The organism is Streptomyces sp. NPDC048411 (assembly GCF_040704695.1).
Classification (GTDB): domain Bacteria; phylum Actinomycetota; class Actinomycetes; order Streptomycetales; family Streptomycetaceae; genus Streptomyces.
Window position 1 is genome coordinate 51,097 of sequence record NZ_JBEZKL010000027.1, and the last position, 18,792, is coordinate 69,888.

At 70.7% G+C, this 18,792-nt stretch carries 21 protein-coding genes and 1 pseudogene; 8 read left to right on the plus strand and 14 right to left on the minus strand.

The window, feature by feature from the left end; all coding sequences use genetic code 11:
- Positions 1-182 precede the first annotated feature (182 nt).
- Positions 183-536, plus strand: a complete 354-nt coding sequence (locus tag AB0915_RS12905; RefSeq protein WP_366691108.1) for an STAS domain-containing protein — start codon at positions 183-185, stop codon at positions 534-536.
- A gap of 24 nt (positions 537-560) precedes the next feature.
- Here AB0915_RS12905 and AB0915_RS12910 read toward each other — a convergent pair whose 3' ends face one another.
- The 4 genes from AB0915_RS12910 to AB0915_RS12925 all read right to left on the minus strand — a co-directional run bounded on the left by AB0915_RS12910 (position 561) and on the right by AB0915_RS12925 (position 4,056).
- Entirely contained in the window at positions 561-833 is a 273-nt protein-coding gene (locus tag AB0915_RS12910; RefSeq protein WP_366691109.1) for a hypothetical protein, read from the minus strand.
- Positions 830-1,819 (minus strand): sigma-70 family RNA polymerase sigma factor, encoded by a 990-nt coding sequence (locus AB0915_RS12915; RefSeq protein WP_366691110.1) that lies wholly within the window; start codon positions 1,817-1,819, stop codon positions 830-832. The genes AB0915_RS12910 and AB0915_RS12915 overlap by 4 nt, the downstream gene beginning before the upstream one ends.
- A gap of 125 nt (positions 1,820-1,944) precedes the next feature.
- A complete protein-coding gene (locus tag AB0915_RS12920; protein WP_366691111.1) occupies positions 1,945-2,664 on the minus strand; it encodes a L,D-transpeptidase in 720 nt (239 codons plus the stop codon).
- 87 nt (positions 2,665-2,751) lie between these two features.
- Entirely contained in the window at positions 2,752-4,056 is a 1,305-nt protein-coding gene (locus AB0915_RS12925) for an MFS transporter (RefSeq protein WP_366691112.1), read from the minus strand.
- Between the two features lie 62 nt (positions 4,057-4,118).
- On the opposite strand from AB0915_RS12925, the gene AB0915_RS12930 reads away from it, so the two are divergent.
- Positions 4,119-5,072, plus strand: coding sequence for a LysR family transcriptional regulator (locus tag AB0915_RS12930; RefSeq protein WP_366691113.1), 954 nt, complete (start codon positions 4,119-4,121; stop codon positions 5,070-5,072).
- Positions 5,073-5,283: 211 nt separating this feature from the next.
- Here the strand turns inward: AB0915_RS12930 and AB0915_RS12935 are convergent, their stop codons facing one another.
- Positions 5,284-5,961, minus strand: a complete 678-nt coding sequence (locus AB0915_RS12935) for an alpha/beta hydrolase (protein ID WP_366691132.1) — start codon at positions 5,959-5,961, stop codon at positions 5,284-5,286.
- Between the two features lie 187 nt (positions 5,962-6,148).
- On the opposite strand from AB0915_RS12935, the gene AB0915_RS12940 reads away from it, so the two are divergent.
- The gene (locus tag AB0915_RS12940; RefSeq protein WP_366691114.1) at positions 6,149-7,303 is read left to right on the plus strand and encodes an adenosine deaminase; all 1,155 of its coding nucleotides are present in this window, start codon (positions 6,149-6,151) and stop codon (positions 7,301-7,303) included.
- Positions 7,304-7,437: 134 nt separating this feature from the next.
- Positions 7,438-7,752 carry a hypothetical protein gene (locus tag AB0915_RS12945; protein ID WP_366691115.1) on the plus strand — a complete coding sequence of 105 codons (315 nt, stop codon included), beginning with the start codon at positions 7,438-7,440 and terminating at the stop codon, positions 7,750-7,752.
- Between the two features lie 103 nt (positions 7,753-7,855).
- Here the strand turns inward: AB0915_RS12945 and AB0915_RS12950 are convergent, their stop codons facing one another.
- From AB0915_RS12950 to afsQ1, 5 genes are all read right to left on the minus strand, one after another.
- Positions 7,856-8,059 (minus strand): PspC domain-containing protein, encoded by a 204-nt coding sequence (locus AB0915_RS12950; RefSeq protein WP_366691116.1) that lies wholly within the window; start codon positions 8,057-8,059, stop codon positions 7,856-7,858.
- 94 nt (positions 8,060-8,153) lie between these two features.
- Positions 8,154-8,708, minus strand: coding sequence for a VanZ family protein (locus tag AB0915_RS12955; protein ID WP_366691117.1), 555 nt, complete (start codon positions 8,706-8,708; stop codon positions 8,154-8,156).
- Positions 8,709-8,779: 71 nt separating this feature from the next.
- Positions 8,780-9,406 carry a hypothetical protein gene (locus AB0915_RS12960; RefSeq protein WP_366691118.1) on the minus strand — a complete coding sequence of 209 codons (627 nt, stop codon included), beginning with the start codon at positions 9,404-9,406 and terminating at the stop codon, positions 8,780-8,782.
- Positions 9,403-10,941, minus strand: coding sequence for a HAMP domain-containing sensor histidine kinase (locus AB0915_RS12965; RefSeq protein ID WP_366691119.1), 1,539 nt, complete (start codon positions 10,939-10,941; stop codon positions 9,403-9,405). The genes AB0915_RS12960 and AB0915_RS12965 overlap by 4 nt, the downstream gene beginning before the upstream one ends.
- On the minus strand, positions 10,938-11,615 hold the full coding sequence (afsQ1, locus tag AB0915_RS12970) for a two-component system response regulator AfsQ1 (protein WP_208857454.1): 678 nt from the start codon (positions 11,613-11,615) through the stop codon (positions 10,938-10,940). Before afsQ1 ends, AB0915_RS12965 begins: the two co-directional genes overlap by 4 nt.
- Positions 11,616-11,796: 181 nt before the next feature.
- On the opposite strand from afsQ1, the gene AB0915_RS12975 reads away from it, so the two are divergent.
- Both AB0915_RS12975 and AB0915_RS12980 read left to right on the plus strand, forming a co-directional pair.
- Positions 11,797-12,585: a SigE family RNA polymerase sigma factor gene (locus AB0915_RS12975; protein ID WP_366691120.1), complete on the plus strand. Its 789-nt coding sequence runs from the start codon at positions 11,797-11,799 to the stop codon at positions 12,583-12,585.
- A gap of 268 nt (positions 12,586-12,853) precedes the next feature.
- Positions 12,854-13,000, plus strand: a pseudogene (locus AB0915_RS12980) (ABC transporter permease); the annotation flags it as partial.
- A gap of 19 nt (positions 13,001-13,019) precedes the next feature.
- Here the strand turns inward: AB0915_RS12980 and AB0915_RS12985 are convergent.
- Positions 13,020-13,727: a uridine kinase gene (locus tag AB0915_RS12985; protein WP_366691121.1), complete on the minus strand. Its 708-nt coding sequence runs from the start codon at positions 13,725-13,727 to the stop codon at positions 13,020-13,022.
- Between the two features lie 64 nt (positions 13,728-13,791).
- Here AB0915_RS12985 and AB0915_RS12990 point away from each other — a divergent pair, with 64 nt between their 5' ends.
- The gene (locus tag AB0915_RS12990; RefSeq protein ID WP_366691122.1) at positions 13,792-14,175 is read left to right on the plus strand and encodes a hypothetical protein; all 384 of its coding nucleotides are present in this window, start codon (positions 13,792-13,794) and stop codon (positions 14,173-14,175) included.
- A gap of 89 nt (positions 14,176-14,264) precedes the next feature.
- Here AB0915_RS12990 and AB0915_RS12995 read toward each other — a convergent pair whose 3' ends face one another.
- The 3 genes from AB0915_RS12995 to deoC are packed head-to-tail and all read right to left on the minus strand — an operon-like array spanning position 14,265 to position 17,633.
- Positions 14,265-15,236, minus strand: a complete 972-nt coding sequence (locus AB0915_RS12995; protein ID WP_366691123.1) for an aldehyde dehydrogenase family protein — start codon at positions 15,234-15,236, stop codon at positions 14,265-14,267.
- Positions 15,226-16,665 carry an aldehyde dehydrogenase family protein gene (locus AB0915_RS13000; protein ID WP_366691124.1) on the minus strand — a complete coding sequence of 480 codons (1,440 nt, stop codon included), beginning with the start codon at positions 16,663-16,665 and terminating at the stop codon, positions 15,226-15,228. Before AB0915_RS13000 ends, AB0915_RS12995 begins: the two co-directional genes overlap by 11 nt.
- A gap of 5 nt (positions 16,666-16,670) precedes the next feature.
- Positions 16,671-17,633, minus strand: a complete 963-nt coding sequence (gene deoC / locus AB0915_RS13005) for a deoxyribose-phosphate aldolase (protein ID WP_366691125.1) — start codon at positions 17,631-17,633, stop codon at positions 16,671-16,673.
- Between the two features lie 136 nt (positions 17,634-17,769).
- On the opposite strand from deoC, the gene AB0915_RS13010 reads away from it, so the two are divergent.
- A complete protein-coding gene (locus AB0915_RS13010) occupies positions 17,770-18,405 on the plus strand; it encodes a PH domain-containing protein (protein ID WP_366691126.1) in 636 nt (211 codons plus the stop codon).
- Positions 18,406-18,792 lie beyond the last annotated feature (387 nt).

Genomic DNA, 18,792 nt, shown 5'->3' on the forward strand with positions numbered 1-18,792 from the left:
GTGCTCGCCGGTTCACGTACCTAGAGGGGAAATTGACCTCAGTGGTTCACACGCGTGCTGCTGCTGAACGTAGTTGACGGAAATTCATCGATCCGCGGTGGGTGGGGAGGCCGTTGGACCGGACGTGTGGATGTGGCGGACAGCAGGTCGGCGCCGGAGAGGAAGAGCGCGGCGGCGCAGCGATGAGTTTCGGCCGCCGGACCGGTCTCCCTGATGTGGAATCCAAGACCCCGATCGTTCTCGTCGTCACCGGCCGCGTCACCCGCGCGACCGTGCCGGGACTCTGCGCCGAGCTGGAGGCACTGCTCCACGACCCCGAGGGGGCCGTCCGTGACCCGGACGCGGAGGTGGACTGCGATGTGGGCGGGGTCGTACAGGCGGATCTGGCCCTGGTCGAGGCGATAGCGCGGCTGGGGCTCATCGCGCGCCGGGCGGGCGGCCGACAGTTGCGGCTGCGCAGAGTGCCGCCCGGACTGCAGCATCTGCTGGACCTGGTGGGGCTGGCCGATGTGGTGGACCTGGGGGAGCGGGGCTGAGGTGCCCGGCCCCGCTCCCCGGCGTCAGCCGGCCCGCGCGCAGACCACGGCCACCAGCGGGGCCGCCGAGGCCGGGGGGTGCGGTGCCGGCGGCGCATTCGCGTCGCCTGCGCAGGAGCCGTCATACCAGTGCTCCGGCTGCGGTCCCGGTTCGGCGCCGGAGGCGGGGGGAGTGGCGCGGCCGGGCCCTTCGGTGGCGACGGGCTCACCCAGCCACTGCGTCACCCCCCAGCCGCCGAGCGCCAGCACCACCCAGCCCGCCACCAGCGCGTGCCGCAGCCGCAGCCGCCGCGTCACGCCGCCTCGGCCTCGAGGTGGTCGGGCAGGCCGAAGAGCGGGAACCAGCGGGGCGCGTCGAGGAAGCAGTGCAGGCCGGTGATCGCACCGTCCGAGATATCGATGACCTGCACCGCCCACGGCACGAATCCCGGACCGTCCGGATCCGGCTTGTAGTGCGCGAACGCCGGGGTGCCGTTGGCTATGGTCGCCACCAGGCGGGAACCCGCGCAGCCCGCACCGAGGGAGCTCATGAAGCCCGTGATGTCGTCGTGCCCCTGGAGCCAGAGGTCGAACGGCGGCATGGTCATCACGGCGTCCTCGCGGAGCAGCGCGGTCAGCGCCGCCATGTCGTAGCCCTCGAACGCCGCGACGTACCGCTCAAGGAGCCTCCGCTGCTTCTCGTCGAGCGGATCAGCGGTGTCGGTGGCCGCGCTCCGATGGTCCGTGAGCGTGGCCCGCGCCCGCTGCAAGGCGCTGTTGACCGAGGCGACCGACGTGTCGAGCAGTTCGGCGACCTCGCTCGCCTTCCACGCCAGCACCTCGCGCAGGATCAGCACGGCACGCTGTCTGGGTGGCAGATGCTGCAGTGCGGCGACGAACGCCAGCCGCACCGACTCCCGCGCCACCGCGGCCTCCGCCGGGTCGGCCACCGACGGCAGGATCCGCCCGTCCGGCATCGGCTCCAGCCAGGTGTTCTCCGGGAGCGGGTTGAGCGCGGCCTGGGCGAGCGGTGTCGGGTCCGTCAGGTCGACCGGGCGGGCCCGCTTCTTGCCCGCGTTCAGCATGTCCAGGCAGACGTTGGTGGCGATCCGGTACAGCCAGGAACGCAGCGAGGAACGGCCCTCGAACGTGTCGAAGTTCCGCCAGGCGCGCACCAGCGTGTCCTGTACCGCGTCCTCCGCCTCGAAGGCGGAGCCGAGCATGCGGTAGCAGTAACCGGTGAGCTCGACCCGGTGTCCCTCCAGACGGCTGTCGATATCCGCTGGTGCCGTCAGATCACTCATCGTTCCACCCCTGTTGTGCCGTGACGCCGCTCACTTCGGCACTTGGGAAGCTACCGCAGGCCACTGACAACGGAGGGCGGGAAGCGCCGAAGCCGCCCGCTCTCCGGCCACGTCCCCGATTCCGGTCACGTTCCGGGCTTGCGCCCGTACACGTACACGTCGTCGCCGTTCTTCAGCAGGTTCCAGTACGTCCTCGCGTCCGCGTCCCGCATGTTGACGCAGCCGTGCGAGCCGGGCGGGTTCCACATCTTCAGATTCACCGAGTGGAACGCCTGCCCGCCGTCGAAGAACTGGGAGTACGGCATCCACACGTGGTAGACCGACGACCAGTGCTTGATGTGCCGCATGTAGATCTTCTTCGAACCGGTGCGCGTCTCGTACCCGTTCCGCCCGCTGCGGATCGGCACCGGACCGAACTTCAGCTTCGATCCGTCCTGGATCCAGCTCAGTTGCCGGGTCAGGTCCACACACGCGATGCGCCCCTTGTTCGTGGGGCACTTCTTGTCCTTGTTGGGGTTCTTGCCGGCCGCCTTCTGGGCCGTGAGCGTCTTCATCGTCTGCCAGGTGACCGGTCCCGCGTACCCGATGTCAGGGGTGACCCCGTAGGTGCGCTGGAAGGACTGGATCGCCTTGCAGTCGGCGGCCGACTGCTTCCCGTCGACCGGCCGGTTCAGATAGTTCTCGACCTGCTTCTGGTACGGCCCGGTGGATGTGGTGCAGGAGGATGCCGCCTGCGCCGCCGTGCCACCGCCCAGGACGAGCGCCGGCGCCGCCATCAGCCCGGCGACGGACAGCGCGACCGCACGCCGCGTCCGGACTCCCCTTATTTTCCCTACGACTGCCATGTACGCCGACTTCCCTTCGCGCCGAGTTGCGTTGATTACGCCTGATAGACGCGCGAAGGGGAGTCGGCGGTTGTGCGGGTGTATGTCTCAGTTCTGTATGGAAGCCATCGGGACGAGGCGTCGCCGCTCGGCGCGGGCGACCCGCGACCCGTACAGCGTGATCGAGACGACGCCGAGGACCGCGAGCAGCCCCAGCGTCACCGTGCCGGCCCAGCCACCGGAGTGGAAGGCGATCGCGCCGAGCGTGCCGCCCGCGCTGGAGCCCAGGTAGTACGCGGACTGGTAGAGCGCCGATGCCTGCGCCCGGCCGGTCGTCGCGGTCCGGCTCACGGACGACGAGGCGACCGCGTGCCCGGCGAAGAAGCCCGCCGTGATCAGGACCAGACCGAGAAGTACGGCGGTCAGCTGGTCGGCGAGGGAGAGCAGCAGACCGGCGGTCGTGGTGGAGACGGCCAGGTAGAGGGCGCCCCGGCGGCCGAGCCGGGCGACGAGCCTGCCCGCCGCGGCCGACGACACCGTACCGACGAGGTAGACCAGGAAGATCGAGCCGATGACGCCCTGCGGGAGGTTGAACGGCTCCCCGACCAGCCGGTAGCCGATCACCGTGTAGACCGCGCCGAACACCGTCATGAACAGTGCGCCGATCGCGTACAGCCTGCGCAGCAGCGGGTCGGTGAGGTGCCCGCCCACTGTCTTGGCCAGGGCTTTCGGGTTCAGCGTGCCGGGCGTGAAGTGACGGGCCCTCGGGATCATGAAGTGGAAGACGACCGCGCAGGCCACGGCCAGCAGCCCGACCGCGCCGAGCGCCGCCCGCCAGCCCCACAGCTGGGCGATCCAGCCGGTGAGGATGCGGCCGCTCATGCCGCCGATGCTGTTGCCCGCCACGAACAGTCCGATCGCGGCGACCAGCGCCCTCGGCCGCACCTCCTCGGCGAGGTACGCCATCGCGGAGGCGGGAAGTCCGGCGAGGGCCGCGCCCTGGACGGCGCGCAGGGCGATCAGCCAGCCCAGCGAGGGGGCGAAGGGGACGAGAAGCCCGACCAGTACCGCGACCGTCAGCGACGCGGTCATCATCTGCCGTCGCCCGAACCGCTCGGAGAGCGCGCTCATCGGCAGCACACACAGCGCCAGCGCACCCGTCGCCGCCGAGACCGTCCAGCTGGCCTGTCCGGCCGTGGCGCCGAATCCGGCGGAGACGGCGGGCAGCAGCGCCTGCGTGGAGTAGAGGAGTGCGAACGTCGCGACACCGGCGGCGAAGAGCGCGAAGCTCATCCGGCGGTAGCCGGGCCGGCCCGGCTCCAGCTGGTCAGGGGAGGAAACGGGCGCGACGGGCGAGGACGGGGCTGAGGCGTCCAGCGTGAGCGTGGACGCCTTGGTACTGGCAGGAGGCATACCTCGAAAGTAGGTCTCTCTGATTCATGCGTCCAATGCACGAACTTGCGATAATCAATCCCATGGCGCATGAACGCAGCTCACAGCCTCGGCTGTCACCGAGTAGTTACGAAGAAGACATTCGGGCAGTGCTCGCGCCGCGGCTCGCGTACTTCGAGGCAGTGGCCCGCCACGAGCATGTGACGCGCGCCGCGCACGAGCTCGGTGTCCCGCAGTCCACGCTGTCGCGGGCCATGGTCAGGCTGGAACAGGACCTGGGCGTCGCCCTGTTCGCCCGCAAGGGCCGTACCGTCTCGCTCACCCCCGCGGGTCGCACCTTCCTGGGCTCCGCCGAGCGGGCCCTCACCGAGGTGGAGCGGGCCGCGGACTCGGTACGCGCGGACGCCGACCCGACGGCGGGCAAGGTCGCCTTCGGCTTCCTGCACACCATGGGCTCCGAGACCGTTCCCGCCCTGCTCCGCGCCTTCCGCGCCGACCACCCCCGGGTCCGCTTCCAGCTCGTACAGAACTACGGCGAGGCGATGATCGAACGCCTCCGGGCCGGCGGCCTCGACCTCTGCCTCACCTCTCCCGTCCCAGACGCCCCCGACCTGGTCGCCCGCCGCCTCGACGAGCAGCGGCTGCGTTTGGTCGTCCCGGAGGACCACCGCCTCGCCTCCCGCAGGCGGATCCGCCTGGTGGAGGCGGCGGACGAGGCGTTCGTCACCCTCGAACCCGGCTACGGCCTGCGGCGGATCACCGACGACCTGTGCGCGGAGGCGGGCTTCAAGCCACGTGTCGCCTTCGAGGGCGAGGAGGCGGAGACCCTGCGCGGCCTGGTTGCGGCGGGCCTGGGCGTCGCCCTGCTGCCGCCCCCGGCGGTGGCCCGCCCGGGCGTGGTCGAACTGACGGTCACGGCCCCCCGCGCGGCCCGCGAGATCGGCGTGGCCTGGCTGGACGGCCACCCGGACACACCCCCGGTGGCGGCGTTCAAGCAGTTCCTGCTGTCACGCCGGGGGCGTCTGCTGCCGGAGTGAGTAGCCCTCAGCAGCCCTCGGCAGCCCTCAGATGAGTGCGTTCTTGTCGTAGAAGCCGGCCTTCTTGTTCGAGTCGGTGGACGAGGTGGTGAAGGTGAAACCGGTGACGTGTTCGATCTGCCGCTGTGTGCGGTGGAAGCGGGGGTGGTTGACGAGGGATGGACCGAGACTGTGATCTTTGCGGCTGTTCCGGTGGAGAGTGATGGTTGGCCTACCGCCCCAGTGACCGCCCGAACCCCGCCGCCAGCGGCATCCGCAGCCCCAGGGGCGGGGGCGCCGCCAGGGCATCGGCGACCGGGCGGGCGTAGGCCCGGCCGAACAGTGATCCTCGGACGAAGTCCACGGCCAGTGCCACCACTTCGGCGCGGTGCTGGCGCAGGGCGTGGCCGTCCGAGTGGACCTCGAAGCGGCAGGTGTCCCGGTTGGCCTTCTTGGCGCGCTGGGCCAGCCGGAACGACAACTCCGGGTCGGACCGCGTGTCGTTCGTGCCGTGGACGAGCAACACCTGGCGGCCCAGCAGATGTTTCACCGGCTCCGGCTCCCCCGACGGGTCCCCGGGAAGCCAAGGCGCCATCGCCAGAACGGAGTTGACCGCCGCATGGCCACCCGCGCGCAGCGCCGCCCGGCCGCCCATGCCGTGGCCGGCCAGACAGACGGGGATGTCGCCGTAGCGTCGTACGACCTCCTCCACCGCCCACTCCGCGTCCGCCGCGAGCTGCGCGTCCGTGGCGTTCCAGCCCCGGCAGCGGTAGTGCACGACATGCGCGGCCAGCCCGTCGTCCTGGCCCGCGCGGGCCAGGGTGCGGGCGAGCGGCAGCTGGAGCGCGTACGACAGAGGGGAAGGGCGGCGGTGCGAGTCGGCCTCGCCGTCCGGGAGCAGCAGAACCACGCCGCTGACCGCAGGTTGTGCTCCGGCCGTCTTCACGGCCCGTCCCAGCCTCGGAGCAGGCAGGGGAAGTGCGCGCTGTCCCATGACGGAACAGTGTCAGAAGAAGAGGTGTACGCCACCCCTATTCGCGGTCACTGTTACGCATCGGCGCGCAGCGCTCTACGCGCGTAGGCGTTAGAGTGCCCAGATGATGAGCCCGACCCTCCATGTGCCCGGCACCGACCAGATCCGACGCGCCCCCAAGGTGCTGCTCCATGACCACCTCGACGGCGGTCTGCGCCCCGGCACGATTGTCGACCTGGCCCGTGACGCGGGCTACGAAGCCCTTCCCGAGACCGAGCCGGACAAGCTCGGCATCTGGTTCCGTGAGGCGGCCGACTCCGGCTCGCTGGAGCGCTACCTGGAGACGTTCGCCCACACCTGTGCCGTCATGCAGACCCGGGAGGGCCTGTTCCGGGTGGCCGCCGAGTGCGCCGAGGACCTGGCCGCGGACGGTGTCGTGTACGCGGAGGTGCGGTACGCCCCCGAGCAGCACCTGGAATCCGGGCTGACCCTCGAAGAGGTTGTCGAGGCGGTCAACGAGGGCTTCCGCGAGGGCGAGCGCCGGGCCCGTCGAGACGGCAACCGGATCAGGGTGGGCGCCCTGCTCACCGCGATGCGGCACGCCGCCCGCGCCCTGGAGATCGCCGAACTCGCCAACCGCTACCGCGACCAGGGCGTCGTCGGCTTCGACATCGCGGGCGCCGAGGCGGGCTTCCCGCCCACCCGCCACCTCGACGCCTTCGAGTACCTCAAGCGCGAGAACAACCACTTCACCATCCACGCGGGCGAGGCCTTCGGTCTGCCGTCGATCTGGCAGGCGCTCCAGTGGTGCGGCGCCGACCGCCTCGGCCACGGCGTCCGCATCATCGACGACATCGAGGTCGCCGAGGACGGCAGCGTGACGCTCGGCCGCCTCGCCTCGTACGTACGGGACAAGCGCATCCCGCTGGAGATGTGCCCGACCTCCAACCTTCAGACCGGCGCCGCCGCCTCGTACGCCGACCACCCCATCGGGCTGCTGCGGAAGCTCCATTTCCGCCTCACCGTGAATACGGACAACCGGCTGATGAGCGGTACGAGCATGAGCCAGGAATTCGAGCGGCTGACCGAGACCTTCGGGTACACGCTCGACGACATGCAGTGGTTCACCGTCAATGCGATGAAATCAGCGTTCATTCCTTTCGATGAACGTCTCGCGATGATCAATGACGTGATCAAGCCCGGATATGCCGAGCTGAAGTCCGAGTGGCTTTTCGAGCAGACCGCTGCGACCAGCGGCTCTTCGTCCCCCGCGGGCTGATTCGCGGTCTGCTCCGAACGGCCGGGACGATCAAATCCCGGCCGTTCGGCCTATCCGGCATATTTGCGGGACCGGTCCTGGGCTGACTAGTTTGCGGAGCCGCTCACATCCCCTTCCCCAAGGATGAATTCCACATGAAGCAGTCTGCTGCCAGGACTCTCGGTGTCGCCGCTCTCGGCGCCGCTTTCGCTGCTGCCGCCGCCGGTACCGCTTCCGCTTCCGCGCTGCCCGTCGGCGCCGCGTCCGCGCTGCCCGCCGCGGGCTCCGCGCTGGGGACCGCCACCCAGAGCCTGCCGGTCCAGGACACGGCCACCAAGCTCCTCGGCAGCGGTCAGACGAAGGTCGTCCACGACGCCGCCTCGCCATTGGGGGGCCTGCTCGGCGGACTGCCCGCAGGCGGTGTGAAGGCCAACGGTCTGTCGACCAACGGTCTCCCGCTCGGCGGCTGACCCCCGCACCCACGCACGTGGGGCGGACACCCTGACCGGGTGTCCGCCCCACGTGCGCGTCCAGGGATCAGGGGATGTCCGGCCAGGATCCGCCGGACGCCCCCTACCAGTCCGTCGCCGCCGACGACTTCTCGGCCGGCAGCAGCAGCCACAGCGCCAGGTAGAGCAGGAACTGCGGGCCGGGCAGCAGGCAGGAGACCAGGAAGATCACGCGCATGGTCCCGGCGGACGTGCCGAAGCGCCGTGCCAGCGCTGCGCACACTCCGCCGATCATGCGTCCGTCGCGGGGGCGGGCAAGTGCGGCCATGGTGGGCTCCTTCGTGAACCGTCTGCGGGGGAGCAGCTCCGTTGTGCTCCCGATGTCTCCATGGTGGCTCCGCGAACGGGGGCAAAGCGTCGCTCTACGGTGCGATACCGACCCTGGAAATCGTCGGGGTCGACCCCTGAGAGCCTTCCTCCCTCTGGCGGGGAATCGCCCCCCGCACCAGTTGCTCCTGCTTCCGGCGGCGCAGCCGCTTCCGGAACACCGGCACCACCAGCAGGTGGGCCAACGCCACCCCGACCGTGTTCAGCAGCAGCGAGTCGACATCGACGACCTGCCCCGGCACCCCGGTCTGCGCCAGCTCGATGGTCAGCGAGATCAGCGACCCGGCGGCGACGGTACGCGCCAGCGAGGCCCACGGGGAGACGTAGAGCCGGCCCCCGGCCATCGGCAGCAGCACTCCCAGCGGCGCCAGCAACAACAGTCCCTCACCGATCCGGTGCGCTGCCTCGGCCGGGCCGAGGGACAGGTCCGCCTTGATGCCGGCGAGCGGTTGAAGATTCGCGGCTGTCACCCACGGGACGTCCAGCGGGCGCAGAGTCAGCCACCCGACCAGCAGCAGATGCGCGAGGAGGAGGAACCCTCCGGCCGCGCGGAAGCGGATGACGGCCTGGCCGTCCGAACCTTGACCCACGCCCCCCAAGACGCCCCTGCCGGCGGGATCGGTTCCGCCCCCGCCCCAGGAAACCCGGGCGGGGGAGGCCGTCAGGGCAGCTTGAGCGCGGCGAGCGTCGGCACGGACTTCGGCCGGGCCTTCGTCTCCGAAGTGCACAGATAGCCGCGCGGCGGGTAGTTTCCCGGTCCGCCGAGCAGCACCGTGCCGTCCGGGGCGAGCGACTCGCTCTCCGCGTAGGTGCACACGATCTGCGCCAGCGCCTGCGACGGCAGGTCCTCCGGCTGCTCGCTGAGCCGCAGGGCCGTCGCCGGATCGCCCGGGCGCGCCTCACTGATCCGGAGCGTCGTCGGCACGGTCGTGGAGAAGCCGGCCTGGCGCTCGTCGATGGCCGGTTCCCGCTGCAGCTCGTCGAGGAACGCCTGCGCCACCTGGATCCGGTCCGACTTCGCGTCGTGGACCTGCACCGCGCGGTCCACCGTGACCAGCTGCGAGGCGCAGACCAGATATATCTGGACCGGGATGCCTTTCAGCGCCTGTGTGCCGACGTCCTCCGCGGACATCGAACACGGCACCCGCGACGGCGCGGCGCCGGCGTCGACCGGCACCGAGGTGGTCCTGATCCCGCACCCGGCGGCCAGCACGGCACAGACGACGGCGCCGGCCAGCGCCCCGGCCGAGCGGCGCGCCCGGCACCTGCCACGGTTGCTGCGCGTCACGTCGCGTCTCCCTCCTCGTCCTGGACCTCCGCGTCGTGATCCTGCACGGTGCGGGTGAGCCGTTCGGCATCGCGCGGCAGCCGCAGGACGAACACCGCGCCGTCACCGTCCGGCGAGTTCGCCGCAGTGATGTCACCGCCGTGGATGTGCGCGTTCTCCATGGCGATCGAAAGACCCAGCCCGCTGCCCTCCGAACGCGGCCGGGAGGCACTGGCCTTGTAGAAACGGTCGAAGACGTGCGGCAGGACGTCCTCGGGAATGCCCGGCCCGTGGTCGCGTACCTGGATGACGAGTTCGTCGCCCTCGGTCCGTACCGCGACCCGTACCGGCGAACCGCCGTGCTTCAGCGCGTTGCCGATCAGATTGGCCAGGATCACATCGAGCCGGCGCGGATCGAGGCGGACCATCATGCCGCGTTCGGCGTCCAGATCCACCGCGTCCAGCCAGGCGCGGGCGTCGATGCAGGCGGTGACCTGGTCGGCGACATCGACCGTGTCGAGGACGAGCCGGGCGGTACCCGCGTCGAAGCGGGTGACCTCCATCAGGTTCTCCACCAGGTCGTTGAGCCGCCGGGTCTCGCTGACCACCAGGTGCACGGCGGGCGCGATCATCGGGTCGAGGCTGTCGGCCTCGTCCTCCAGCACCTCCGCGACCGCGGTGATCGCGGTGAGCGGGGTCCGCAGTTCGTGCGACATGTCGGCGACGAACCGGCGGCTGGACTCCTCCCGCGCGCTCATGTCCGCGACCTTCTTCTCCAGCGAACTCGCGGCCTTGTTGAACGTGCGGGAGAGATCGGCGAGTTCATCGGTGCCGGACACCACGAGGCGGGTGTCGAGTTTCCCCTCGCCCAGCTTGCGCGCCGCGTCACCGAGCCGCTGCACCGGCCGCAGCACCGTCGTCGCGGCGGCCTGCGCCAGCAGCGCGGAGCCGACCAGGGCGAGAGCCGTGGCGATCCCCAGCGACCACGCGAGGGAGTTGAGGTCCTGCCGTTCCTGGTCGAGCGACTTCAGCATGTAGCCGGTCGGACCACCACCGATGATCTCCGTGCCGGCCACCAGGTACGGCGTACCGCGGATCGAGGTCCGCTGCCAGAACAGGTGGTACGCGTGCTTGTTGCCCGCCTCCACCGGCTGCTTCCGGTTGACCTGCCGCTGCAGCGAGAGCGGCACGTTGTCGAGCGTGAACGAGTCCAGATCGGAGTTGCCCACGATCGGCTTGCCGCTGTCACGCGTGTCGACGAGCAGCACGCTGTAGCCGGGGCTGCTGCTCGCCATCTGCACCGCGGTGTTCTGCAGGTCGTCCTTGGTCGGGCGCAGCGGCAGCGAAGCCGCCCGGTTCTGCATCTCCTGCCGGAAGTCCCCGAGCGCCGCATCCTGCGTCCGCGTCAGGACCGCCTCGCGGTTGAGCCAGTACGCGATTCCCGAGGCCGACACCGCGGCGGTCAGCGCCACCAGTGCGAACACGATGACGAGCCGCAGCCGCAGACTGGTCCAGCGAAGTCCGGCGAGCAGGCTGCGTTCGGCGACAGCACTCACTGAGGCGAGTCCAGCCGGTAGCCCACGCCGCGTACGGTACGGATCAGGGTCGGCGAGGACGGCACGTCCTCCACCTTGGCACGCAGCCGCTGCACACAGGCGTCGACCAGCCGGGAGTCACCGAGATAGTCGTGCTCCCAGACCAGCCGCAGCAACTGCTGGCGCGACAGGGCCTGTCCGGGGCGACGGCTCAGTTCGAGCAGGAGCCGCAACTCGGTCGGCGTGAGCTGCAGGTCCTCCCCGTTCTTCGTCACGGTCATCGCGGAACGGTCGATGACGACGCTCCCGAACGTCGCCGAGTCCGTGGACTCGCGCTCACCGCGGCGCAGCACCGCACGGATCCGGGCGTCGAGCACCCGGCCCTGCACGGGTTTCACCACATAGTCGTCGGCGCCGGACTCCAGTCCGACCACGACGTCGATGTCGTCGCTGCGCGCGGTCAGCAGAATGATCGGCAGCTGGTCGGTGCGCCGGATGCGCCGGCACACCTCGAAACCGTCGATACCGGGCAGCATCACATCCAGCACGATCAGGTCCGGCCGCTGCTCGCGCAGCAGTTTCAGGCCGTCCTCTCCCGTCGCCGCGGTGGCCACGCGGTGGCCCTGGCGCGACAGCGAGAGTTCGAGGGCCGTGCGGATGGCGTCGTCGTCCTCGATCAGCAACAGGAAAGGCACGGATGTCATTCTGGCCCATGGTGGAGCTTCAGTTCGACACTTGAAGCGCTCTCATACGTCCGGCGCACCGGTGGGAGGACCTGTGACAGGTCTGTGACAGTCGGCGGACAGCGCCATGAAACAGCCCGGGCAAGCTCATTGGCACAAGGAACGGACGGACTCCACCGATGGGGGGCGCGGGATGAACGCACTGCACAGCACGACCACAAGCGCAGTTGTCACGCGTCTCCACGACGTCGGCAGGGGCACCGAGAAGTCCGGCACCGCAGGGGGTGCCTCCCTGCTCGAGCGGAACCGAGAGCTCGGGGGCGGCCGGGGGTGCGTTCGTGGCGCCGGGCGTCAGCACACGGCCTGTATGACGGTGGTCGACGCACCTGGGGCAGGCGGCGGGGGAGCCGCGTACGGGGAGGTCACGGGGGAGCGGACGTCCCGGACGGAGGGCTCGGACGCCGAAGCGGCGTTCACGGCCTACGTCCAGGAGCGCCGCGCCTCCCTGTACGCAACCGCCTACCACCTGACCGGTGACCGGTTCGAGGCCGAGGACCTGCTGCAGAGCGCCCTCTTCTCCACGTACCGGGCGTGGGACCGGATCAGTGACAAGGCGGCGGTCGGCGGGTACCTGCGCCGCACCATGACCAATCTGCACATCAGCGCGTGGCGCCGACGCAAGTTGAACGAATACCCGACCGAGGAACTGCCGGAGACGGTGGGCGACACGGACGCGATGCGCGGTACGGAACTGCGCGCCGTGCTCTGGCAGGCGCTGGCGCGGCTGCCGGAACTCCAGCGCACGATGCTGGTCCTGCGGTACTACGAAGGGCGCACGGACCCCGAGATCGCGTCGATCCTCGACATCAGTGTCGGCACGGTGAAGTCGAGCATCTGGCGGTCGCTGCGGCGGCTGCGCCAGGACGAGGTGCTGAGCTTCGGCCGTGACGAGGAGGAGTCCTTCGGCGAGCTGGTGGCCTGAAGGCAGCGGGGGGATCCGGGGACTGCTGCTTCGGGGGGAAGCAGCGGACCTCCTCTTGCGGGGGAACGCAGCGGGGTCGGATGGGCCGGGGGGTCCTGTCCGGCCCTGCGGTGCGTCCCGGGCGGGGCGGGCTCGGGGAGGACAGGGGGGCCTCGCGGGGGCTCTGCTCCGGACCCGGTCCTCAATCGCGCAGTGGCCTTGGATCCGGGGCTCTGCCCCGGGAGCCCGGGACGACCAGGCCCGATTCGTAGGCCGTCACCACCGCCTCCCTATGACGGCGGGGCTCGCCATTCAGTCCACGATCGGTGCCGACAGCCTGCCCATCGGCCCGTGGGCAGGGCTGGGAGTGCTCACGGGATGGGCCGTGGCCGCGCTCCTGGGAGGGGGGCTGGTCCTGAGGCTGCGGGACGCGTGAGCCCCCGGCGTCCGACCGGCTACCCCACCTCACGCGCCACCGGTGCCCGGCGGCACCGCCCGGCCGCAGCCGCCGCCAGGCGCCCGAGCGCCTCCTGCTTCCCGCAGGGGTGAGCGCCCAGCGCCGTCTGCCGTGCCACGATCCGCCGCTCCGCGCGCATCAGCCGCCAGCCCCGTCGCAGCAGGAACGGCACGGACTTGCGGCCCTCGCGCAGGTCGCGCAGCAGGCGGCGGCGGAAGGTGGTCGAGGGGCGGCCGCGCAGGCACAGCGCGTCCGCGAGCACACCCAACTCCTGGCATCGCTCGACTATGTCCGCCGCGAAGATGCCCTCGGCCACGAACAGCGGCGTCCGCTCGATGTGGAACGCCTCGCGGTCGATCCGGGAGCTGGTGGCGATGTCGTACACCGGGACGTGCGTACGCCCCGTGCGGCACAGCTCCGTGATGGCGGCGACCGCCGCATCCGCGTCCCAGGACTGTGCGGAGTCCCAGTCGATGTCCGAACTGCCCGGTACCAGCGGCAGTGTGGGGTCGTCGCCCTCCTTGTAGAAGTCGTCCAGACGCAGCACCGGAAGGTCGGAGCGGGCGGCCAGGGAGGACTTGCCGGAGCCGGAGGGGCCCGCGAGCAGCACGACGCGGGTCGGGATCGGTTGGGAACTCACAGGACACGAGTGTGAGGCATTGACCCGCGCAGGGGATCCCCCGGTGCCCGTGTTGGTATCCAGCATCACACCTCAACTACTCTACGCATGCAGATGATTACTCGATCGGTACCGATCAGGTGGGAACTCCATGGCACGACATGCACTGTCCAGGTCCCGGCGCCGCGCGCTGCTGCGCGCAGGTCTGACCGTCACCGCGGTGGGCGCCGCGCTCGGCGCGGGGGGTGCGGCGGCCCAGGCGGCGCCGCTGCCCATCGCTCCGGCCCCGGGCGCCGACAGCAGCGTCGACGCGGTCGGCGGGGCGACCGGGGGCGCGGTGACCGGGGCGCTCGGACACGGGGTCTCTCCGGTCACGAACCTTCAGCTCGACCCGCTGGCCAAGACGGGTGTGGACCCGCTGAGCAACAGGGTGGGGACGCAGATCGCCGACTTCAAGCCGGTCACCACGGGCACCGTCACCGACCCGCTGAGCGGCGGTGGTGGGCTGAACGACCTGCCGTCGGTGGGCAGGTGACCGGGCCGGTGCGCGGCTGATCCCGGCGCACAGGGCTGCGGCCCGCCCCTCCGCGGTGTTGCCGGAGGGGCGGGCCGCAGCCCTGTCGGTCAGTAGGACGAACCCGAGGTGCCGAGCGCACCCGTGGGGTGCCAGACCGTCTTGGTCTCCAGGAACGCCGTCAGGCGGTCCGTGCCCGGGTCGGCCGACCAGTCGTTTCCGTCCACAGCCTGTGGATGAGCGGCGTCCTGCGCTTCCTTCTCGGGGTGGTGGCGGGAGACCGTTGGGCGGAGAACGCGCTTCAGGTTGTCCGCTGCCGCGATCTCCAGCTCCTTCGCCAGACCGGCGTCGGCGCCCGTGAGATCGATCGCGTTCACGTCCTGGTGGGATGCGAGCGGGGTCGCGAGCTCCGCCGTCTTCCCGGACAGGATGTTCACCACACCGCCCGGCAGGTCGGAGGTGGCCAGCACCTCGCCCAGGGACAGCGCCGGGAGCGGGGCGTCGGCGGACGCGATGACGACCGCCGTGTTGCCGGTCGCGATCACCGGCGCGACGACGGAGACCAGGCCCAGGAACGACGACTTCTGCGGCGCGACGACCGCGACCACGCCCGTCGGCTCAGGCGTGGACAGGTTGAAGAACGGGCCCGCGACCGGGTTCGCCCCGCCCACGATCTGGCCGATCTTGTCGGTCCAGCCCGCGTACCAGACCCAGCGGTCGATCGCCGCGTCCACGACGGCCGCCGCCTTGGACTTCGACAGCCCCTCCGCGTCCGCCACTTCCCGTACGAACTGGCCCTTGCGGCCCTCCAGCATCTCCGCGATGCGGTAGAGGACCTGGCCGCGGTTGTACGCCGTCGCGCCCGACCAGCCGCCGAACGCCTTGCGGGCGGCCACGACCGCGTCCCGTGCGTCCTTGCGGGAGGACTGCGGGGCGTTCGCCAGCCACCTGCCCTTGCCCGCCGCGTCAGCGGCAGATGCCTTCGCCGTCACCTCGTACACCCGGCCGCTCTCGGAGCGGGGGAACTTGCCCCCGACGTACAGCTTGTAGGTCTTGAAGACGCTCAGACGGTTATCGGACATCGAGGTACGCCTCCAGGCCGTGACGGCCGCCTTCGCGGCCGAAGCCCGACTCCTTGTATCCGCCGAACGGCGAGGTCGGGTCGAACTTGTTGAACGTGTTGGCCCAGACGACGCCCGCCCGGAGCTTGCTCGCCACCGCGAGGATGCGGGAGCCCTTCTCCGTCCAGATGCCGGCCGACAGGCCGTACTGGCTGTTGTTGGCCTTGGCCACCGCCTCGTCCGGCGTACGGAACGACAGGACGGAGAGCACCGGGCCGAAGATCTCGTCGCGGGCGACCGTGTGCGCCTGGGTGACGTTCGTGAACAGCGTGGGGGCGAACCAGTAGCCGGAGGACGGGAGTTCGCACGGGGCGGACCAGCGCTCGGCGCCCTCCGCCTCGCCCGTCTCGACCAGTGCCGTGATCCGGGACAGCTGCTCCGCGGAGTTGATCGCACCGATGTCGGTGTTCTTGTCCAGCGGGTCGCCGAGGCGCAGCGTGGACAGCCGGCGCTTCAGGGAGTCCAGCAGCTCGTCCTGGATCGACTCCTGTACGAGGAGGCGCGAGCCCGCGCAGCAGACCTGCCCCTGGTTGAAGAAGATGCCGGTGACGACACCCTCGACGGCCTGGTCGATCGGGGCGTCGTCGAAGACGATGTTGGCGCCCTTGCCACCCAGCTCCAGGGTGACCTTCTTGTCGGTGCCCGCGATCTGGCGGGCGATGGCCTTGCCGACCGCGGTCGAGCCGGTGAAGGCGACCTTGTTGACGTCCGGGTGCTCGACGAGGGCCGCGCCCGCGTCGCCGTACCCGGTGAGGATGTTCACGACACCCTTCGGCAGCCCCGCCTGGCGGCAGATGTCCGCGAAGAAGAGCGCGGAGAGCGGGGTCGTCTCGGCGGGCTTCAGGACCACGGTGTTGCCGGTGGCGAGCGCCGGGGCGATTTTCCACGCCAGCATGAGCAGCGGGAAGTTCCACGGGATGATCTGGCCCGCGACACCGAGCGGGCGCGGGTTCGCGCCGAAGCCCGCGTGGTCCAGCTTGTCGGCCCAGCCCGCGTAGTAGAAGAAGTGCGCCGCGACCAGCGGGAGGTCCGCGTCGCGGGTCTCCTTGATCGGCTTGCCGTTGTCGAGGGTTTCGAGAACGGCGAGCTCGCGGGAGCGCTCCTGAATGATCCGGGCGATCCGGAAGAGGTACTTGGCGCGCTCGGAGCCCGGCAGTGCCGACCACTTCTCGAATGCCTTGCGGGCCGCCTTCACGGCCCGGTCGACGTCCGCGGCGCCGGCCTGCGCGACCTCGGAGAGCACCTCTTCGCTGCTCGGCGAGACCGTCTTGAAGACCTTGCCGTCGGCCGCGTCAGTGAACTCGCCGTCGATGAAGAGGCCGTACGAGGGCGCGATATCGACGACCGAGCGCGACTCGGGGGCGGGGGCGTATTCGAATGCAGATGCCATGGGGATCAGTCCACCGTCACGTAGTCGGGGCCGGAGTAGCGGCCCGTGGCCAGCTTCTGGCGCTGCATCAGCAGGTCGTTGAGCAGGCTCGACGCGCCGAAGCGGAACCAGTGGTTGTCCAGCCAGTCCTCGCCGGCGGTCTCGTTGACCAGGACGAGGAACTTGATCGCGTCCTTGGAGGTGCGGATGCCGCCGGCGGGCTTCACACCGATCTGCACCCCAGTCTGCTCCCGGAAGTCGCGCACGGCCTCCAGCATCAGCAGGGTGTTCGCGGGCGTGGCGTTGGTCCCCACCTTCCCGGTCGATGTCTTGATGAAGTCCGCGCCCGCCAGCATGCCGAGCCAGGAGGCGCGGCGGATGTTGTCGTAGGTAGACAGCTCACCGGTCTCGAAGATGACCTTGAGGCGGGCGTCGGTACCGTCGGCACGGGCGCACTCGGCCTTCACGGCGAGGATCTCCTCGTACACCTTGAGGTAGTGGCCGGAGAGGAAGGCGCCCCGGTCGATCACCATGTCGATCTCGTCGGCCCCGGCGGCCACGGCGTCGCGGACGTCCGCGAGCTTCACGTCGAGCGCGGCGCGCCCGGCGGGGAAGGCCGTCGCGACGGACGCCACCTTCACGCCGGAACCGGCCAGCGCGGCGGCGGCCGTCGCCACCATGTCGGGATAGACGCAGACCGCGGCGGTGCGCGGGGTCGTCCGGTCGGTCGGGTCGGGGTTGACGGCCTTGGCGGCGAGAGCCCGGACCTTGCCCGGGGTGTCCGCGCCTTCCAGCGTCGTCAGGTCGATCATCGAGATGGCGAGGTCGATGGCGTACGCCTTGGCCGTCGTCTTGATCGAACGGGTTCCGAGAGACGCAGCGCGCGCTTCGAGGCCGACGGCGTCGACGCCGGGCAGCCCGTGCAGGAAGCGGCGCAGCGCACCGTCGGACGCGGTGGCGTCGGAGAATGCGGGTGCAGTGGTGGGCATGGTCACCAGGGGAGCATATCTACGCGCGTAGCAGCCTGTACAGGGGGGAGGGGGCACCGGAGTGGGGGTGCGGTGCCGTTCGGATGCGGGGTGGCCGCTCCGGCGGGGCTTGTGCACGTCAGGCAGAATCGGCCATATGACGAGCCCCACACCTCCCGCAGAGCCGACCTACGCCGACCGGACCTTCCGGTCGCCCGCCGGGATGGCGGGCGGTGTCCTGCTGCTCCTGCTGGTCGGCTGGCTCGGCGTGGATGCCCTGATCAGGGGTGACGGGCGGACGCCGTGGCTGGCCCTGGCCGGGCTGCTGACGGCTGTGCCGCTGATCGTCGCGTTCACGCTGCGACCGGTCGTGTCGGTGAACAAGGAGCGGATCCGGATCCGCAACCCGTTCCGGACGATCACGGCGCCGTGGGCGGCGGTCGCGGATGTGCGGGCCGGGTACTCCACCGAACTGTTCACCCAGGACGGCGCGAAGTACCAGCTGTGGGCGGTACCGGTGTCGCTGCGGCAGCGCAAGAAGGCGGCACGGCAGCAGTCGCGTCAGTCGCAGGACGACCCGTACCGGCGGACGTCGGTGCATGCGGATGTGCGGGACACGAAGGCGCGGATGGCTGCGGCCGATCAGACGGTGGCGGATCTGCGCGAGATGGCTGAGCAGGGTGGGGGCGGTGCGGGTGGCGCCGAGGCGGTCGTCGTGCGGTGGGCGTACGAGGTGATCGCGCCGTCGGTCGCGGGGGCTGTGCTGCTGGTGGTGCTGCTGGCGCTGGGCTGAGGACTGTTCCGTCCGTCGCCGGCGGGCGCACGACGACAGCCCGAGGAGGCGTACGGCGCCGCAGCCGGCCCAGAGCGGGAACGGCGTGCCGGACCGCGGGGCCCCGGCCCCGTACGCCCCCGCCTCCCGTGACCGGCGGCTGCGCGGCACGGGAGGCGGGGACAGTGGGAGCGGCCGGGGACCATCGGGACCGCGGGGGCGGCCCGGTGCGAGGACACCGCTCAACCCTCTTCCCGCCTCGGTCCGGTGATCGGGAAAGGAGGCGGAAGGCTGCGGCAACTGGCCTAGGGCGTGTTCTGAGTTCCCCGCCTGCGCCCCGACGCCCGGCACGCACGCTCGCCGCACGGCGCCGCAGGACAGGTGGCTCCGCCACATGACCTGCGACAC

Excerpts from the sequence above, each read along its gene's own strand:
- AB0915_RS12920 (WP_366691111.1), bottom strand. The coding sequence starts at position 2,664 with ATGGCAGTCGTAGGGAAAATAAGGGGAGTCCGGACGCGGCGTGCGGTC.
- AB0915_RS12940 (WP_366691114.1), top strand. The coding sequence starts at position 6,149 with ATGATGAGCCCGACCCTCCATGTGCCCGGCACCGACCAGATCCGACGC.
- AB0915_RS13000 (WP_366691124.1), bottom strand. The coding sequence starts at position 16,665 with ATGGCATCTGCATTCGAATACGCCCCCGCCCCCGAGTCGCGCTCGGTC.
- AB0915_RS12990 (WP_366691122.1), top strand. The coding sequence starts at position 13,792 with ATGGCACGACATGCACTGTCCAGGTCCCGGCGCCGCGCGCTGCTGCGC.
- AB0915_RS12975 (WP_366691120.1), top strand. The coding sequence starts at position 11,797 with ATGAACGCACTGCACAGCACGACCACAAGCGCAGTTGTCACGCGTCTC.
- AB0915_RS12945 (WP_366691115.1), top strand. The coding sequence starts at position 7,438 with ATGAAGCAGTCTGCTGCCAGGACTCTCGGTGTCGCCGCTCTCGGCGCC.
- deoC (WP_366691125.1), bottom strand. The coding sequence starts at position 17,633 with ATGCCCACCACTGCACCCGCATTCTCCGACGCCACCGCGTCCGACGGT.
- AB0915_RS12915 (WP_366691110.1), bottom strand. The coding sequence starts at position 1,819 with ATGAGTGATCTGACGGCACCAGCGGATATCGACAGCCGTCTGGAGGGA.
- AB0915_RS12985 (WP_366691121.1), bottom strand. The coding sequence starts at position 13,727 with ATGCTGGATACCAACACGGGCACCGGGGGATCCCCTGCGCGGGTCAAT.
- AB0915_RS12995 (WP_366691123.1), bottom strand. The coding sequence starts at position 15,236 with ATGTCCGATAACCGTCTGAGCGTCTTCAAGACCTACAAGCTGTACGTC.
- AB0915_RS12930 (WP_366691113.1), top strand. The coding sequence starts at position 4,119 with ATGGCGCATGAACGCAGCTCACAGCCTCGGCTGTCACCGAGTAGTTAC.
- AB0915_RS12950 (WP_366691116.1), bottom strand. The coding sequence starts at position 8,059 with ATGGCCGCACTTGCCCGCCCCCGCGACGGACGCATGATCGGCGGAGTG.
- AB0915_RS13010 (WP_366691126.1), top strand. The coding sequence starts at position 17,770 with ATGACGAGCCCCACACCTCCCGCAGAGCCGACCTACGCCGACCGGACC.
- AB0915_RS12905 (WP_366691108.1), top strand. The coding sequence starts at position 183 with ATGAGTTTCGGCCGCCGGACCGGTCTCCCTGATGTGGAATCCAAGACC.
- AB0915_RS12925 (WP_366691112.1), bottom strand. The coding sequence starts at position 4,056 with ATGCCTCCTGCCAGTACCAAGGCGTCCACGCTCACGCTGGACGCCTCA.